At 47.5% G+C, this 284-nt stretch carries 1 pseudogene; it reads right to left on the bottom strand.

From position 1 onward, the window contains the following. Positions 1-168 precede the first annotated feature (168 nt). Positions 169-284: pseudogene (locus GQA99_RS20460) on the bottom strand (IS110 family transposase); the annotation flags it as partial.

Below are 284 nucleotides of genomic sequence, written 5' to 3'. Positions count from 1 at the left end.
TTTTCCTATCCTTGGCCTATTCGGGCTAGCACTGGTTGGACTGAGCCATTTCTTCATCAATAACAACAACCCTGGTGAGTATTTAATGCGCTATCTCGCGGCTCTTATCACCCACTCGGGTTAACTACCCTTGGCCAGACCGAGCTCAGCAAGATAGCTACAACGGGGTTAACAAGTACCATGGCTTGCTCCTTGATTTGCAGTATATTGCGGAGCATAAGGCACTTGTTTTTGTAATAAAATCCATATCAGTCTGGCGAGCCTATGAGCAGTGGCTACCACCG

Source organism: Shewanella litoralis (genome assembly GCF_009828585.1).
In the GTDB taxonomy this organism is placed as follows: Bacteria; Pseudomonadota; Gammaproteobacteria; order Enterobacterales; family Shewanellaceae; genus Shewanella; species Shewanella litoralis.
This window is presented reverse-complemented; position numbering and strand designations above follow the sequence as displayed.